General features: G+C 60.8%; 14 protein-coding genes and 1 pseudogene. 8 read left to right on the forward strand and 7 right to left on the reverse strand.

Annotated features, from left to right (window positions below):
* The first annotated feature begins 806 nt into the window (after nt 1-806).
* The 3 genes and pseudogenes from C4J86_RS10025 (at nt 807) to C4J86_RS27355 (ending at nt 3,979) form a co-directional block, all read left to right on the forward strand.
* Entirely contained in the window at nt 807-2,126 is a 1,320-nt protein-coding gene (locus C4J86_RS10025) for a Na+/H+ antiporter family protein (RefSeq protein ID WP_164487793.1), read from the forward strand.
* Nucleotides 2,127-2,299: 173 nt separating this feature from the next.
* Nucleotides 2,300-3,121, forward strand: a pseudogene (locus C4J86_RS27350) (cache domain-containing protein); the annotation flags it as partial.
* A gap of 102 nt (nt 3,122-3,223) precedes the next feature.
* The gene (locus tag C4J86_RS27355) at nt 3,224-3,979 is read left to right on the forward strand and encodes a methyl-accepting chemotaxis protein (RefSeq protein WP_370004746.1); all 756 of its coding nucleotides are present in this window, start codon (nt 3,224-3,226) and stop codon (nt 3,977-3,979) included.
* Between the two features lies 1 nt (nt 3,980).
* Here the strand turns inward: C4J86_RS27355 and yegQ are convergent, their stop codons facing one another.
* Nucleotides 3,981-5,294: a tRNA 5-hydroxyuridine modification protein YegQ gene (yegQ, locus tag C4J86_RS10035; protein WP_124370268.1), complete on the reverse strand. Its 1,314-nt coding sequence runs from the start codon at nt 5,292-5,294 to the stop codon at nt 3,981-3,983.
* Between the two features lie 175 nt (nt 5,295-5,469).
* On the opposite strand from yegQ, the gene C4J86_RS10040 reads away from it, so the two are divergent.
* Nucleotides 5,470-6,537 (forward strand): AI-2E family transporter, encoded by a 1,068-nt coding sequence (locus C4J86_RS10040; protein ID WP_124362109.1) that lies wholly within the window; start codon nt 5,470-5,472, stop codon nt 6,535-6,537.
* Here C4J86_RS10040 and C4J86_RS26830 read toward each other — a convergent pair.
* The 3 genes from C4J86_RS26830 to C4J86_RS10050 all read right to left on the reverse strand — a co-directional run bounded on the left by C4J86_RS26830 (nt 6,534) and on the right by C4J86_RS10050 (nt 7,587).
* Nucleotides 6,534-6,710 carry a hypothetical protein gene (locus C4J86_RS26830; protein ID WP_164484521.1) on the reverse strand — a complete coding sequence of 59 codons (177 nt, stop codon included), beginning with the start codon at nt 6,708-6,710 and terminating at the stop codon, nt 6,534-6,536. The genes C4J86_RS10040 and C4J86_RS26830 overlap by 4 nt on opposite strands.
* Nucleotides 6,711-6,801: 91 nt before the next feature.
* Nucleotides 6,802-6,996 carry a hypothetical protein gene (locus tag C4J86_RS10045; protein ID WP_033899765.1) on the reverse strand — a complete coding sequence of 65 codons (195 nt, stop codon included), beginning with the start codon at nt 6,994-6,996 and terminating at the stop codon, nt 6,802-6,804.
* A gap of 231 nt (nt 6,997-7,227) precedes the next feature.
* Entirely contained in the window at nt 7,228-7,587 is a 360-nt protein-coding gene (locus tag C4J86_RS10050) for a hypothetical protein (protein WP_124362110.1), read from the reverse strand.
* 156 nt (nt 7,588-7,743) lie between these two features.
* Between C4J86_RS10050 and C4J86_RS10055 the strand changes: the two genes are divergently transcribed.
* Nucleotides 7,744-8,562, forward strand: coding sequence for a shikimate 5-dehydrogenase (locus C4J86_RS10055; RefSeq protein WP_124370269.1), 819 nt, complete (start codon nt 7,744-7,746; stop codon nt 8,560-8,562).
* 58 nt (nt 8,563-8,620) lie between these two features.
* On the opposite strand, the gene C4J86_RS10060 is transcribed toward C4J86_RS10055, so the two are convergent.
* Entirely contained in the window at nt 8,621-9,271 is a 651-nt protein-coding gene (locus C4J86_RS10060; RefSeq protein WP_124370270.1) for a YceH family protein, read from the reverse strand.
* 115 nt (nt 9,272-9,386) lie between these two features.
* Between C4J86_RS10060 and C4J86_RS10065 the strand changes: the two genes are divergently transcribed.
* Nucleotides 9,387-9,896, forward strand: coding sequence for a DUF1993 family protein (locus C4J86_RS10065; RefSeq protein ID WP_124362113.1), 510 nt, complete (start codon nt 9,387-9,389; stop codon nt 9,894-9,896).
* 64 nt (nt 9,897-9,960) lie between these two features.
* Here C4J86_RS10065 and sstT read toward each other — a convergent pair whose 3' ends face one another.
* Together sstT and nhaR are read right to left on the reverse strand one after the other, a co-directional pair.
* Nucleotides 9,961-11,181 carry a serine/threonine transporter SstT gene (gene sstT, locus C4J86_RS10070; protein WP_124370271.1) on the reverse strand — a complete coding sequence of 407 codons (1,221 nt, stop codon included), beginning with the start codon at nt 11,179-11,181 and terminating at the stop codon, nt 9,961-9,963.
* Between the two features lie 161 nt (nt 11,182-11,342).
* Nucleotides 11,343-12,245, reverse strand: a complete 903-nt coding sequence (nhaR, locus tag C4J86_RS10075; protein ID WP_124362115.1) for a transcriptional activator NhaR — start codon at nt 12,243-12,245, stop codon at nt 11,343-11,345.
* 134 nt (nt 12,246-12,379) lie between these two features.
* Here nhaR and C4J86_RS10080 point away from each other — a divergent pair, with 134 nt between their 5' ends.
* The gene (locus C4J86_RS10080) at nt 12,380-12,631 is read left to right on the forward strand and encodes a hypothetical protein (RefSeq protein WP_124362116.1); all 252 of its coding nucleotides are present in this window, start codon (nt 12,380-12,382) and stop codon (nt 12,629-12,631) included.
* A 28-nt stretch (nt 12,632-12,659) separates the two neighbouring features.
* Entirely contained in the window at nt 12,660-13,409 is a 750-nt protein-coding gene (locus tag C4J86_RS10085) for a TerC family protein (RefSeq protein ID WP_124362117.1), read from the forward strand.
* Nucleotides 13,410-13,496 lie beyond the last annotated feature (87 nt).

Genomic DNA, 13,496 nt, shown 5'->3' on the forward strand with positions numbered 1-13,496 from the left:
TTGCTTGTGATCTTGCTTTTGATCTAGGCGCCCCGTTAAACCACGCTGGCCGGAATTCGACAGTGATTTGGGGGGTAAACCGGCAGGGATGCCGGTTTAGCCGCCCCGCGCCATGGATGGCGCGTGGCGGCGGCCCCCTAAATCACTATCGGATTACGGGCACACCGAGCCTAGGCGAGGTGCCGAGTGGTGGGGCAAGAGCGTTTTGCTTACTTTTGCGCTTTTCAAAAGTGAGACGCCGTAAGGGCGGAACCCATAGCAGCCGTTACCGCAGCAACGGATATGTACTCGCTCTGATCCAACATCCTGGTCGGCTGTCAGGCCGCCATCGGGAGCAAGTCGAATCGTCGCACCGCCCCTCCCACATTTGGAACGCGGGGCGTCAGCTAGAGAGGTTTCGGCTCCTGAGCCGCCACAGGTTCAGGGCCGTGCCAAAGTTGTGTAGATACCTATGCCCCGATGAGGGAGTGTCGTCAGCACATCAATGACTGACCCACCGCCATCGGAGGCAAGTCGAATCGTCGCACCGCCCCTCCCACATTGGATCTGCGCCAGGATCAGAGTCGTTACACCCTGAACTGGCCCATCAGCCCCTGCTGCTGATTCGCCAGTTTGTGTGCTGCTGGCCAGGGCACCATTCAATTTAACCCTCAAAACGGCGTCGCTTTTTGACATGGCCGCCCGGCTGCTGCAAAGTGCGCGGCCTCTAATAAGACCTCTTTGAGTCCGTACGCCGGCAGCACCTTCAATGGCCGCTGAGGCGCGGGCATGCCTGTCTTTTATGTTTCTGTCTTGAGGTAACCATGATTAACGCTGTTATCGCCGCGGTCGGCACCATGCTGGTGCTCAGCCTGTCCCGCGTGCATGTGGTCATCGCCATCATCGTGGGCGCCCTGGTGGGCGGCTTGACCGGTGGCTTGGGCATCGACGCCACGCTCAAAGCGTTTAACAGCGGTTTGGGCGGCGGTGCGACGGTGGCGTTGTCCTACGCCTTACTTGGCGCTTTCGCGGTGGCGATTGCCAAATCCGGCCTGGCCCATGCCCTGGCGGACAAAGCGCTGTTGCTGGTCGATCGCCAGGAAGCCAGCGGCGGCAATCACGTCAAATGGCTGTTGATCGGCCTGTTGTGGGGGGTGGCGATTGCTTCGCAGAACATCCTGCCGATCCACATCGCGTTCATCCCGCTGCTGGTGCCGCCGCTGTTATATGTTTTGACCAAGCTGCAACTGGATCGCCGCCTGATCGCTTGCGTCATGACGTTCGGCTTGATCACGCCCTACATGTTCCTGCCGGTGGGCTTCGGCAATATCTTCCTCAACCAGATCCTGCTGGCCAACGTCGCCAAGAGCGGCGTGGACATCAGCCAGGTCAACGTGACCCACGCCATGAGCCTGCCCGCGCTGGGCATGGTGGTCGGGCTGCTGGTGGCGGTGTTTATCAGCTACCGCAAAAAGCGCGTGTACGACCTGGAGAAAATCGAGCGTGTCGAGCAGGTGGCGGTGCAGTACAACCCGTTGACCCTGCTGGTCGCCGGCCTGGCGATTGCCTCGGCGTTCATCATTCAGCTGTGGCTGGACTCGATGATCATCGGTGCGCTGGCCGGGTTCCTGATTTTCTCGGTGTCGGGCATCGTGCGTTGGCGCGACACCGATGACCTGTTCACCGAAGGCATGAAGATGATGGCGATGATCGGCTTCATCATGATCGCCTCGTCGGGCTTTGCCGAAGTGCTCAAGGCCACCGGTGATGTGCGCTCGCTGGTGGAGGCCTCGGCGGCGTTCATCGGCCATAGCCGTGGGGTAGGGGCGCTGTTGATGCTGCTGGTGGGGCTGTTGGTGACCATGGGCATCGGTTCGTCGTTTTCCACAGTGCCGATCCTGGCCGCGATTTTTGTGCCGTTGTGCGTGCAGCTGGGTTTCAGCCCGCTGGCGATCGTGTGTATCGTCGGCACCGCCGGGGCCTTGGGCGACGCCGGTTCACCGGCGTCGGACTCCACCCTCGGGCCGACCTCCGGCCTGAATATCGACGGCCAGCACCATCATATCTGGGACACCGTGGTGCCGACCTTCCTGCACTACAACCTGCCGCTGCTGGCGTTTGGCTGGCTGGCGGCGATGACGCTCTGAGGCGTCCATCGTGGCGAGGGAGCTTGCTCCCGCTGGGCTGCGAAGCGGCCCCAAAAGCTGGCGGGCGCTGCGCACCCGAGCGGGAGCAAGCTCCCTCGCCACAAGAGAGTGCTCTAGAAAATTGACGTTTGGCCGCTAACCTCTCAAGCCGCCCCTAATAAGAGAGAAAAGCCATGCGTCTGAGCCTCAAGGCCAAAGTCCTGACCCTTGCCATAGTGCCGGTGTTGCTGTTCGCCCTGGTGATCAGCCTGACCACCGTGTGGATACTTCAGGGCCAGGCGCGCAACGAAGTGGATGAAACCCGCCAACGTCTGCTCAATGACGCCAAGGCCACGCTGCACAGTTATGTCGAGGTGGCCCTGACCACCATCAAGCCGTTCTACGACGCGGCCGCCCCCGGTGATACGGCAGCGCGGGCGCAGGTGGTCAAGTTGCTGTCCAACACCAGCTACGGCAAGGACGGTTATTTCTTCGGCTACGATTCCGAGACCATTCGCCTGTTCAAGGGCAACAGCCCGGACGGCGTGGGCAAGAGTTTCAAGGACAACCGCGACCCCAACGGCGTCTACGTCAACCGCGACCTGGTCAAAGTCGGCAAGGACGGTACCCACTACCTGCAATACAGCTCGACCCAGCCCGGCCAGACCGAGCTGGTGCCCAAGCTCGGCTATACCGAATACCTGCCCAAGTGGGACATGGTCATCGGTACCTCGGTCAACCTGGATGGCATCGATGCTCAGGTTGCGGTGGTCGAGGCCAAGGTAGAGAAACGCATGGAAGGCGTACTGTTGAGCATTCTCGGTCTGGCGGTCGTGGTATTGCTGGTGATTGCCGCCGTCGGCCTGCTGGTGGCCAACACGATCCTGCGCCCACTGAGCCTGATGAAGGCCAACCTGGACGATATCGCCGCCGGTGAAGGTGACTTGACACGCCGCCTGGCCATTACCAGCCAGGATGAACTCGGCGACCTGGCCGGCGCGTTCAATCGGTTTGTCGACAAGATCCACGGCCTGGTCCGCCAGATCACCGAAATGACCGCGCAACTCACCGGCCTGGTGAGCCAGGTGTCCGAGCAAGCCCAGCGCTCGGAAACCGCCATGGAACGCCAGCGTCACGAAACCGATCAGGTCGCCACCGCGATCAACCAGATGTCGTCCGCCGCCCATGAAGTGGCGCGCAGTGCCCAGGGGGCCGCCGTCGCCGCGCAGCAGACCGATGCCGAGGGCCAGGCCGCCAAGCGTGTGGTAGACGGCAGCATCGCGCAGATTCACGCGCTGGTGAACGATATCCGCAGCAGCGGTGTGTCCCTCGACAGCCTGCAACAGGACGTGTCGTCGATTGTCAGTGTGCTGGGCGTAATTCGCTCGATTGCCGAACAAACCAACCTGCTGGCGCTCAACGCGGCAATTGAAGCTGCGCGGGCAGGGGAGGCCGGACGTGGGTTTGCGGTGGTCGCCGATGAAGTGCGCGCCCTGGCCAGCCGCACCCAGACCAGCACTCAGGAAATCCAGGGCATGATCGACCGCCTGCAAAAAGGCACCGAAGCCGCCGTGGATGCCATGCGCCGCTCCAGCGATGCCGGGGACGGCACATCGGCCCAGGCCAATCAGGCCGGCGCGTCGCTCGACACCATGGCCCAGTTGATCGGCACCATCAACTCGATGAACGCACAGATCGCCAGCGCCGCCGAGGAACAAACCGCCGTGGCGGAAGAGATCAACCGCAGCGTGCACCAGATTGCCGTGGCGGTGGACAGCGTGGCCGATGAAACCCAGCTCGGCGCCCAGACTTCCCGCAGCCTGGCGGACTTGGGCCAGCGCCTCGGGCAGTTGGTGGGCCAGTTCAGGATCTGACCTACACGTCGCGCATCAGCAAACCAAACGCCAGGTCCAGCTCGGCCGGCAGGGGCACATATATCGTGTGCCCATCCCCCGGCGCTATCTCGATGGCGTCGCCCTTGGCGTTATGCAAGGTGGCCAGGGCAAAGTGAAAGTTGCCGGCCGGCGTCATCAGTTCCAGCTGATTGCCCACGTCAAAGCGGTTCTTCACCTTGACCTCGGCCAGCTCGCCCCGGCGTTCGCCGGTCAACTCACCCACAAACTGCTGGCGCTCGGAGACGGAGCTGCCGTTCTGGTAGTTCTGGTATTCGTCGTGCACATGGCGGCGCAGGAAACCTTCGGTGTAACCGCGCTGGGCCAGGGATTCGAGGTCGGTCATCAAGCGGCGGTCAAAGGCGCGACCGGCCATCGCATCATCAATTGCGCGGCGATACACCTGGGTGGTGCGCGCGCAATAGAAGTGCGATTTGGTACGGCCTTCGATCTTCAGTGAATGCACGCCCATGCGGGTCAGGCGCTCCACGTGCTGCACGGCGCGCAGATCCTTGGCGTTCATGATGTAGGTGCCGTGTTCGTCTTCGAACGCCGGCATCTGCTCAGTGGGGCGATTGGCTTCCTGCAACAGGAATACCTGGTCGGTCGGCGTGCCGATGCCCAGCGTCGGTTCGAATGCCTGGACGATGTCACCCGTGGCGTTTTCCACCGCCGGGGTGGCCTGGTATTTCCATCGACATGCATTGGTGCAGGTGCCCTGGTTAGCGTCGCGCTTGTTCATGTATCCCGATAGCAGGCAACGCCCGGAATAGGCCATGCACAGGGCGCCATGGACGAACACCTCCAGCTCCATGGCCGGCACGTGTTGGCGAATCTCGCCGATCTCTTCCAGGGACAACTCTCGTGACAGGATCACCCGGCAGATGCCTTGTTGTTGCCAGAACGCCACACTGGCCCAGTTGACGGTATTGGCTTGAACCGACAAGTGAACCGGCATCTGCGCAAAATGCTGGCGCACCAGCATGATCAGCCCTGGGTCAGACATGATCAGCGCGTCCGGGCCCATGGCGACCACCGGGGCCAGATCCTTGAGAAAGGTTTTCAGCTTGGCATTGTGCGGCGCGATGTTCACCACCACGTAGAAACGCTTGCCCTGTGCATGGGCTTCCTGGATCCCGAGGGCCAGGTTGGCGTGGTCAAATTCATTGTTGCGCACGCGCAGGCTGTAGCGCGGCTGGCCGGCGTACACCGCATCGGCGCCATAGGCAAAGGCGTAACGCATGTTCTTCAACGTGCCGGCGGGCGCGAGCAGTTCGGGGGCGATCAGTGGGAGCATGGAGGTGTGAGCCGCAAAAGGCGCGAGGGTAGTGCAGGCCTTGGCGTGGTGCATTGACCCACGTCTAGATAAGCCGATCTATGCTTGTTCGATCAACCAGGGCACTCCCAGGTTTCGCTGCGGACTAAGCAACAGGGCCGACACCGGCCCTGTGCTTTTTTGACATGGATCGGACATGAATCAAACCAACCTGCAATTCAAGACCCTGCTGTTACTGCTGGCCCTGGTGACCGTCGCCTTCATCTGGATATTGCTGCCGTTCTACGGCGCGGTGTTCTGGGCGGTGATCCTCGGCATCATCTTCGCGCCCATGCAGCGCCGCCTGCAGCAGCGCTTTGGCTGGAACCGCAACCTGACCTCCCTGACCACCTTGACGGTGTGCCTGGTGATCGCGATTTTGCCGGTGATCATTACCAGCGCCTTGCTGGTGCAAGAGGGCGCCACCCTTTACAAGAACGTCGAAAGCGGCCAGTTGGATGTGGCCGGTTATATCGAGCAGTTCAAGCATTTCCTGCCGCCGTATTTCCAGCACCTGCTGGACCGCTTCGGCATGGGCAACCTGGAAGGGCTGCGGGAAAAGGTGGTGAAAGGTGCGATGCAGGGCAGCCAGTTCTTCGCCACACAGGCGTTCAGCTTCGGCCAGGGTACGTTCGATTTCCTGGTGAGCTTTTTCATCATGCTCTACCTGCTGTTCTTCCTGCTGCGCGACGGCCCGGAACTGGTACGCAAGGTGCGCACGGCGGTGCCATTGGCCGAGCCGCAAAAGCGCCGCCTGCAACTCAAGTTCAACCGGGTGGTGCGAGCCACGGTCAAGGGCAACGTGCTGGTGGCCGTCACTCAAGGTGCGCTGGGGGGCTTTATTTTCTGGTTCCTGGATATTCCCAGCGCGTTGCTCTGGGCGGTATTGATGGCGTTTCTATCCCTGCTGCCTGCGGTGGGCGCCGGGATTGTATGGGGGCCGGTGGCCGCCTACTTCCTGTTGAGCGGGTCGATCTGGCAGGGCGTGGTGCTGGCGCTGTTCGGCGTGTTCGTGATCGGCCTGGTGGACAACGTACTGCGCCCGATTCTGGTGGGCAAGGACACCAAGATGCCGGACTACCTGATCCTGATCTCGACGCTGGGCGGCCTGTCGGTGTTCGGCCTGAACGGCTTCGTGATCGGGCCGCTGGTCGCGGCGCTGTTCATTTCCTGCTGGGCGTTGTTCGTGGAAACCAAGCCGCGCGTCAAATTGCCGTTGCCCTAGGCTTCAAGCCTGTAGTTGGCAGCCAGTTGCAGTTGGGCGTCGGATAACGAAGTGAGCGGGCCGCTGATAGGCTCGCCATCGCGTACTACGTACCAGCAGGCGAGCAAGCCCAGCTTGCGAAGAGGGGCGGGAACGGCGCTGCCGATGACGGACATGATCTGAACAGTGGGCATAAGTACCTCCAAACGTTATGGAGGTCACCTTACGGTGCGATCGCGCCCGGGAAAAATCACCTGGCTCGATAGTCAACATCAACGCCAGGCGTCAGTCCACCACCTGGTCGAGCATGTGCACAACTTCCTGTTCACTGAGCAGGCCCTTGCGCACCAGGTTCTCTGCCAGTAATGCCAGGAACTTCGCGCTGCGGTGGCCTTCCAGGTGCTTGAGTTCGGTCAGGGCACTATAAACCTTGCTGGATGTGCAGAGGCCAGCGGTGCGATGCGGATTTTGTGTAGGCATGGTCAATCGTCCGTAATTGTTATTGGGTGGACAAGGTCGATAGTGAAACGGGCTCGTGACACAAACATGACAGCGTTCGTACCAGTCGAGCAAGAGGAGATCCCAACCGGATCATGTGGGATTGCCGCCCGAGCGTTGTCCTCACAACGACCTTGGCAAGATAAATCCAGACGTTTCAGGCAAAAAAAGGCCCCGCGTGTGGGCGAGGCCTGTTGCATGTACAGCCATGTGTTACCAGCCGTGGCGGTAGTAGCCGTGGGGCGGGCCATAGTAGCCATAACCCCGTGGCGGGCCGTAATAGACCGGCGCCGGACGGTAATAAACCTGTTGCTGCACGTACACCGGTGGTGGCGGTGCGTAGTAGACCGGCGGCGGAGCGGCATACACCGGCTGCGGCTGGACGTACACCGGTTGCTGCACATAGACCTCACGCGGCTGGCTGGCAACCACGGAGCCGACAACGGCTGCACCGACAAGAGCACCCAATACGGCCGGGCCGCCCCAACCACCACCGTGGGCGGAGGCTTGGCCTGCCATCGCGAGTGCGCCAATAAGCAAGGCGATCCTGGGGACTTTACGCATCATGGTCATTCCTCGGTTAGCCCCTGCGCTTGTGGTCTGCAATCAATAGACTCAAGGATTGTCGCGGGGATACTTTTAAGACAACGTATTTCTGAAAAACAGCACAGCTGGTAGGTAAAGGTTGTGTAAGGTCTGTACCGATTTGCTTACTTCAAGGAGCTACCCATGCAGATGCACCCCAACAAGGACACCCAACTGTGCATGTCACTGTCGGCGCGTCCCGGGAATTTCGGCCTGCGCTTCCATAACCATCTGTATGAGCAGCTGGGCCTGAATTTTTACTATAAAGCCTTCAGCAGCCAGGATCTGCCCGGCGCGATCGGTGGCATACGGGCGCTGGGCATCCGGGGTTGCGGCGTGTCGATGCCGTTCAAGGAGGCTGCCATCGCTTTAGTGGACGAACTGGACGATTCGGTTCAAGCCATCGATTCCCTGAACACCATCGTCAACACCGGCGGCCGTCTCAAGGCGTACAACACCGACTACATTGCCGTCGAGCAACTGCTGAAAAAACACCAGGTACCGAAGGACTCAAGCTTCGCCCTGCGCGGCAGCGGCGGCATGGCCAAGGCCGTGGCCAGCGCCTTGCGTGACGGCGGTTACGCCAATGGCGTGATCGTGGCGCGCAATGAGGTGGCGGGCAGGGCGCTCGCACGTAACCTGGGGTATGAGTGGCAGGCTGAACTGGGCGGGTTGCGCCCACGCATGCTGGTTAACGTGACACCGATTGGCATGACCGGCGGGGCAGAGGCGGATCAGTTGGCGTTTGAAGCCGATGCCGTTGATCAAGCCGAGACGGTGTTCGATGTCGTGGCGATCCCCGCTGAAACCCCGTTGATCGTGCGCGGGCGTGCCCAGGGCAAGCGGGTGATTACCGGCCTTGAAGTGATTGCGATCCAGGCGTTGGAGCAGTTTGTGTTGTATACCGGCGTGCGTCCTACACCGGAGCAATTTCAGGCGGCCGTGGCGTTCGCCCGAAGCTGATACGCTGCGCAGCGCCAACCGGCAGAGCGGGCAACCCCGCTCTCCGGTGGGACCCTCGTCAGGCCTGTTCCAACTGCGCCAGGCGTTCTTCCAGCGCCGCAATTCGCGCTTCCAGCTCCTCGATACGCTCGACGGAGACGCCCCCGCCGCCGCGCTCCACCGGGTTACCGCGCGCGGCAATAATCGTTTCGATATCCGTCGGGTCCCCCAGCGCATGGGTATACCGGTCCTCGCGCTGCCCCGCCTGGCGCGGCACCAATAGCGCCAGGCCCCGTGCAATCAGGCGTTCGAGTTGGTGCACCACCTGCTCGGCATCCTCAAAATCATGCATGCGCCCGCTGCGCGTCAGCAACTCATTGACCGTCTGCGGGCCGCGCAGGAACAGCAGCCCGATCAGGATCATTTGCGCGGGCACCAGTTCCAGCGCCTTGTCCACGCGGTGTTCCCAGCGGTCGGCGCGGCTGCCCATGACCAGCCGGGTATAACCCTGGCCTTCCAGCACGCGCAAGCTCTGGCCGACCTGGCCCTGGCTGAGATTGGTCACCGGTTCCCGGCTGGTCTTCTGGTTGCACGCCAGCACCAGGGCGTTGAGGGTAAGGGGGTAGGTTTCCGGGTTGGTCGCCTGTTTTTCGATCAGGCAGCCCAGGATGCGGATTTCCGTGCTATTCAGGCGCGGCTCAGGCGTGTCGGTATCGTGCTCGGCGGTCATCGCGCTTTCCCTATGCAGTGAATCCACTAGCCTAAGCCGGAAAAAATAAAAGACAAGCGGCAGGCATGGCTATAATCGTCGCTGGTTCCAACCCTGCCATTACCACGAGACTGACATGACTATTTCCCTGTATGCCGCTTCTATCCCAGTCTTCAAGCAAATGCTCAACGCCCTCAGCGATGTGCTGAACAAAGCCGAAGCCCACGCCACCGCCAAGAACATCGAGCCGAACGCTCTGCTGCAAGCGCGCCTGTTCCCGGATATGTTCGCGCTGGTGCGCCAGGTGCAGATCGCCGTCGACTTCGCCAAGGGCGTTTCCGCGCGCCTGGCCGAGATCGAAGTGCCGAAGTACGAAGACAGCGAAGTCACCTTCGCCGACCTGCAAGCGCTGATCGCCAAGGTGCTGGCCTTCGTCGATACCATCAAGCCCGAGCAGATCGACGGCAAGGAAGGCATCGAAATCGTCACCCGCCCAGGCACCCCGAAAGAGAAGCGCTTCAGCGGCCAGTCCTACCTGCTGACCTACGGCCTGCCGCAGTTCTTCTTCCACGTCACTACCGCTTACGCCTTGCTGCGCCACAACGGCGTTGAAGTGGGCAAGCGTGATTACATGGGCGCTTTCTAAGCACCCACTAAAAAGCCCGGGTGCGTTCTTCAATGAACGGCCCGGGCTTTTTTACAGCTGGCGTTCAAGCCAACCGTTCATCCTTGTCCAGGCACGCCGCCGCAGTGAACAGCACATCGGTGGACGAGTTGAGCGCGGTTTCCGCCGAATCCTGCAGCACGCCGATGATGAAACCTACTGCCACCACCTGCATGGCGATCTCGCTCGGAATGCCGAACAGGCTGCACGCCAGCGGAATCAACAGCAGCGAACCACCGGCCACGCCCGAAGCCCCGCAGGCGCAAATGGCCGCGACCACACTGAGCAGCACGGCGGTGGGCAGGTCTACGGCAATGCCCAGCGTATGCACGGCCGCCAGGGTCAGCACCGTAATGGTGATCGCGGCACCGGCCATATTGATCGTGGCCCCAAGCGGGATCGATACCGAGTAGGTGTCTTCATGCAGGCCCAGGCGTTTGCTCAGCGCCAGGTTCACCGGAATATTCGCCGCCGAACTGCGGGTGAAGAACGCGGTAATACCGCTTTCGCGCAGGCACAGCAGCACCAGCGGATACGGGTTACGGCGCAGTTTCCAGAATACGATGGCCGGGTTGACCACCAGCGCCACGAACAGCATGCAGCCGATCAGCACCACCAGCAGGTGGGCATAGCCGAGCAGGGCGCCGAAGCCGGAGGTGGCCAGGGTCGAGGCGACCAGGCCGAAGATCCCCAGCGGGGCAAAACGGATCACCACGCGCACGATCAGCGTCACACCGTTGGACAGGTCATCGAGCACCGTGCGGGTGGTTTCGCCGGCATGGCGAATGGCAATGCCCATGCCGATGGCCCAGGCCAGGATGCCGATGAAATTGGCATTCATCAGTGCGCTGACCGGGTTATCGACCACGCTCAGCAGCAGGCTTTGCAGCACCTCGCCGATACCGCCGGGAGCGCTCACGGTGGCGTCATGGGTGGCCAGGACCAGGGACGACGGAAACAGCATGCTGGCAACCACCGCAACCACGGCAGCGGCAAAGGTACCCAGCAGATACAGGAACAGGATCGGCCGGATATGGGTTTCCTGGCCGTGTTTATGATTGGCGATAGACGCCATCACCAGCACGAACACCAGGATCGGCGCGACGGCCTTCAGCGCCGTGACGAACACTTTGCCGATAAACCCGGTGGCCTTGGCGGCCTCAGGCAACAACAGGGCCAGCAGAATCCCGGCGATCAGGCCGATGATAATTTGGGTGACCAGGCTGGCGCGCGTTAAACGTTGCAGCAGGGAAGGGGCAGCAGTCATAAACAGTTGTCTCTGATTTTTTTAGTAGGGCACAGCATTGCAAGGAGAAAGTACTGTAGGCAGCAGGCGCGAAGTCTAACATGCTGTAGGACGAGTCCCGTTCGCTGCGTCATTCCGTCACCCGCACTGTCGGATTTGGATTCATCGGCGCGGGCGTGTCATCAGGGCAGGGTGGTAAACAGCTCGCGTCGGGCGCCCTCGGTAATCGCCACGATGCCAGGGTGCTTGACCTTGCGCTCCACCGAGATGGCATAAAACGACTCGGTCACCGCGTCGGTCTGGCCGATCAGCGCCACGCCGTATTGGCGCACCACTTCATCGGCGATCACGCTGGGAGCGATAAAGATGCCGCTGCCCGATTGCCCGAAGGCCTGCATCAACGCGCTGTCGTCGAACTCGCCGATGATCCTGGGTTGAATCTGCTGATCGGCAAACCAGCGTTGCAAACGGCTGCGCACCACGGTCTCCGCGCCGGGGATCAACAACGGCGCGCCGTGCAAACACCCTGGGAAATCGCCGCTATGTTGATCAGCCAATGCCTGGGTGGCGAAAAAACTGATGCCACATTCCCCCAGCTTCTGGCTGTAGCCCTTGATGTCCAGGTGCGTGGGCATCGGGCTGTCGGAGATCACCAGGTCCAGGCGCTGGATGGCCAGGTCGGCCAATAACCGTTCGAGTTTGTCTTCACGGCAGGTGATGCGGATCGGTTCGCTCAGCTCCATGGTGGGGGCAATCAGCCGGTACACGATGGATTTGGGCACCACGTCCGCCACGCCGACGCGAAATACAATCTGCTGCTCGTTGGGTTGTGCGCGCAGCATCGCCTCCAATTCATTGCCGGTCTGGAACATTTGCTCGGCATAGGGCAGCGCCTGGCGTCCGGCTTCGGTCAGCTCCAGCTGGCGGCCGACGCGCTGAAACAGTGCGATACCAAAAGTGTGTTCCAACAGGCTGATCTGCCCGCTGATGGTCTGGGGCGTGAGGTTCAGTTGCTCGCAGGCGCGCACGATGCTGCCGGTCTTTGCCACCACCCAGAAGTAATGCAACTGTCGATAATTGAGCATTGCTTTCTACACTTCGTAAAAATCGAAGTATACGCGAGAAAAATACGAATTTTCCTGAACTGTTTGCCTGCATAGAATGCGTCGCTATCGCGGGGCTACTATTTGGACCCAAGCGTTCTAACGAGGAATACATCATGAAACTCAATTCCCTGGGCGCGGCTGCACTGCTTGCGCTTTCATTGGTGATGATCGGCGGGTGTGATCAAGTCGAGAAAAGCGCGCAGCAGGTACTGGGCAAAGCCACCGAAACGGCCAAGCAAGCAATCGATGACACCCAGAAAGCCGCCGAGCAGGCATTGAGTGAAGCGACCCAGGGCCTGATCAATCCGCAGAAAAAGGATGATCAGCCAGAAAAAGATGCAGAATCCGATACCCAAGAAACCTAATTTCCCAGCACAACGTCAGGACTGACCTATGGATTATCTTTTACAACTGGCCGCCAGCCCCACCGCCTGGATCGCACTGGCGACCTTGATCGTCATGGAAATCGTGCTGGGCATCGATAACCTGATCTTCATCTCGATCCTCACCAACAAATTACCCGAGCAGCACCGGGCCAAGGCGCGACGCATTGGCATCAGCATGGCGTTGGTGTTGCGCCTGGGCCTGTTGAGCACCATCGCGTTTATCGTGCAATTGACGACGCCGGTATTCGAAGTGTTCGGCCAGGCGTTCTCGTGGAAGGACATGATCCTGATTGCCGGTGGCTTGTTCCTGGTGTGGAAGGCGACCACCGAGATCCATCACAGCATGGACCCGGAGCCCGAAGACAAAGCCAGCGTTGGCAATACGGTTGCCATCGGCTTTGCGGCCGCCATCGGACAGATCCTGCTGCTCGACCTGGTGTTCTCCATCGACAGCATCATCACGGCAGTCGGCATGACCGAACACTTGCCGATCATGATCATCGCCGTGGTGACCTCGGTGATCGTGATGCTGGTGGCGGCAGAACCGTTGGCCAAGTTCATCAACGACAACCCGACCGTAGTGATGCTGGCCCTGGGCTTTTTGATCATGATCGGCATGACGCTGATCGCCGAAGGCTTCGGCGCCCATGTGCCCAAAGGCTACGTGTATGCGGCCATGGCGTTCTCGGCGGCTATCGAGTGCCTGAATATCGCACGGCGTAACCGCCACAAGCGTTTGCTCGCTGCTCGCCAGTAAGCGCTGCACCAAAAGGCCGGCTGGGTTCATATGAGCCCAGCCGGCCTTTTGCTGTCTGCTAGAATCGGCGCACTTGATAGCTTGAGG

Origin of the sequence: Pseudomonas sp. R2-7-07 (assembly GCF_003852355.1) — a bacterium.
In the GTDB taxonomy this organism is placed as follows: Bacteria; Pseudomonadota; Gammaproteobacteria; order Pseudomonadales; family Pseudomonadaceae; genus Aquipseudomonas.

Bases quoted from the DNA above. Each gene is read 5' to 3' on its own strand.
- C4J86_RS26830 (WP_164484521.1), bottom strand. From the start codon at position 6,710: ATGCCCACTGTTCAGATCATGTCCGTCATCGGCAGCGCCGTTCCCGCC.
- C4J86_RS10050 (WP_124362110.1), bottom strand. From the start codon at position 7,587: ATGACCATGATGCGTAAAGTCCCCAGGATCGCCTTGCTTATTGGCGCA.
- C4J86_RS27355 (WP_370004746.1), top strand. From the start codon at position 3,224: ATGGAACGCCAGCGTCACGAAACCGATCAGGTCGCCACCGCGATCAAC.
- sstT (WP_124370271.1), bottom strand. From the start codon at position 11,181: ATGACTGCTGCCCCTTCCCTGCTGCAACGTTTAACGCGCGCCAGCCTG.
- C4J86_RS10055 (WP_124370269.1), top strand. From the start codon at position 7,744: ATGCAGATGCACCCCAACAAGGACACCCAACTGTGCATGTCACTGTCG.
- nhaR (WP_124362115.1), bottom strand. From the start codon at position 12,245: ATGCTCAATTATCGACAGTTGCATTACTTCTGGGTGGTGGCAAAGACC.
- C4J86_RS10065 (WP_124362113.1), top strand. From the start codon at position 9,387: ATGACTATTTCCCTGTATGCCGCTTCTATCCCAGTCTTCAAGCAAATG.
- C4J86_RS10045 (WP_033899765.1), bottom strand. From the start codon at position 6,996: ATGCCTACACAAAATCCGCATCGCACCGCTGGCCTCTGCACATCCAGC.
- C4J86_RS10085 (WP_124362117.1), top strand. From the start codon at position 12,660: ATGGATTATCTTTTACAACTGGCCGCCAGCCCCACCGCCTGGATCGCA.
- C4J86_RS10060 (WP_124370270.1), bottom strand. From the start codon at position 9,271: ATGACCGCCGAGCACGATACCGACACGCCTGAGCCGCGCCTGAATAGC.
- C4J86_RS10040 (WP_124362109.1), top strand. From the start codon at position 5,470: ATGAATCAAACCAACCTGCAATTCAAGACCCTGCTGTTACTGCTGGCC.
- yegQ (WP_124370268.1), bottom strand. From the start codon at position 5,294: ATGCTCCCACTGATCGCCCCCGAACTGCTCGCGCCCGCCGGCACGTTG.
- C4J86_RS10080 (WP_124362116.1), top strand. From the start codon at position 12,380: ATGAAACTCAATTCCCTGGGCGCGGCTGCACTGCTTGCGCTTTCATTG.